The organism is Bifidobacterium sp. LH_230 (assembly GCF_056357555.1).
Genome location: NZ_JBKEWJ010000043.1, coordinates 1 through 1502 on the forward strand (window position 1 = coordinate 1; position 1502 = coordinate 1502).

The following is a 1502-nucleotide window of genomic DNA, read 5'->3' on the forward strand; positions in this document are numbered from 1 at the left end:
AGGTCACCATCCGCATGGCCTACGGCTTCCACCACGTCACCAACCTCATCAGCCTCGTCATGCTCCGATGCGGCGGACTCAACATCCAACTACCAACACCAACAAACTAACCCACGAAAACAGCAGAAGCCTCATTAAAGTTCCGGTGAGTCTGTAGGTGATCGATCGGTGTTGCCTGACAGTCACGTGTGAGCCAAGTTTTCGATCCCTTTGCTTCTGACGCTTGTCGTGTGCGTGTATTTGTTGTGTTTGAACTCCACCCACTCGGTCTCCGTCGGCAGCTTGACGAGCTCGTTCACCAGTAGCGTCAGATTCTCCATACCAGCATTATGACGCAAAAGGAAAGTTGAGGAAAGTTAAATCCGGTGATGACGCATGTGTCAAAAATGTTGGAATTTCAACGTTTGTTAGTTTTGATGGGAGTCTGGGGCGACTTTTGAAACGATGGATTGGAAAGTTGAGGAAAGTTAAAATGGGCCGGACGGCTTGAAAGACGGTCTTGTCGGATGCCCGCAGCTCCATGGATACGCTGAATCGGTATCGTCCGCAGCGTTCGAATACGATGCGCGCGGGCCGTGAAGACCGTGATTGCAACGGTTCTGGCGGCTCCGGCGAAGATGGAGCATCCTAGATTGCTACCGTTCCCAGTGAGTGGAAGATTCGAGCTCGGTGCGGCGCTGAGGAAAGTTATGGAAAGTTGAGGAAAGTTAAATCCGTTAAAGCCGTTTATGGCGAGATCGTTGGAATTTCAACGATCTCAAGATTCTTGCTGGTGATGTTGCCAATGGGAAGATGCCGGATTGGAAAGTTGAGGAAAGTTAAACGTCTCAATATCCGAGGCTTGGCCGGCGGTTCAAGGGTGTTCCCCCGAACCGCCGGCCGGTCATGATGGCGGTTAGTCGATGTTCTTGATCCGGTAGGGACAGCCGACCTTGGACAGGCGTTTCATGAGCTGAACGATGACGGCACTCTGCTTATCGCTGGGGATCTTGTTCGGCATGGAGGCCGCCACGTTCACGCAGCCGCGTTCCTTGGCGTCGCCCTCGTTCTCGTCGATCAGCCATTGCGCGACGTCCTTCCAGAACTGGGAACCCATCTTGACCACTGCCGCGGTGTATTCGATGCGGTTGGTCTTTCCTCTGTCCCCTCATGCTGAATCGCTATCTGTGTTGGATGGGAATGCCTGTTGTCGGTATGGGATGCATGCGTATGTGCGCGCATTCCTGCATGATGAGATGCATGCATAGGCGCATGCATTGCCGTACCCTAGGTCTCACCTTGTCCTAAGGGAGCAAGCTAGATGGTTTGTATATACAAACCGGGCATTCCCGCTCGTCCCTTTGCGGGGCGTGTGGGGTTGACCCGAGTGCCGAAGGCTTGTGATGATCGGGGATTGATGTGACCTGGTTTTTGTTCCGTGTTTTATCTCATTGATGGGAGACTAGGAACATGACCGGAAAGACTCGTTATACGAAGGAGTTCCAGGCGAGGGCGCTCAGGCT

The 1502-nt window shown here is 53.1% G+C and carries 1 protein-coding gene; it reads right to left on the reverse strand.

Annotation, left to right across the window (positions count from 1 at the left end; all coding sequences use genetic code 11):
- Positions 1–895 precede the first annotated feature (895 nt).
- Positions 896–1105: a hypothetical protein gene (locus tag AC1A0G_RS12165; RefSeq protein ID WP_476530008.1), complete on the reverse strand. Its 210-nt coding sequence runs from the start codon at positions 1103–1105 to the stop codon at positions 896–898.
- Positions 1106–1502 lie beyond the last annotated feature (397 nt).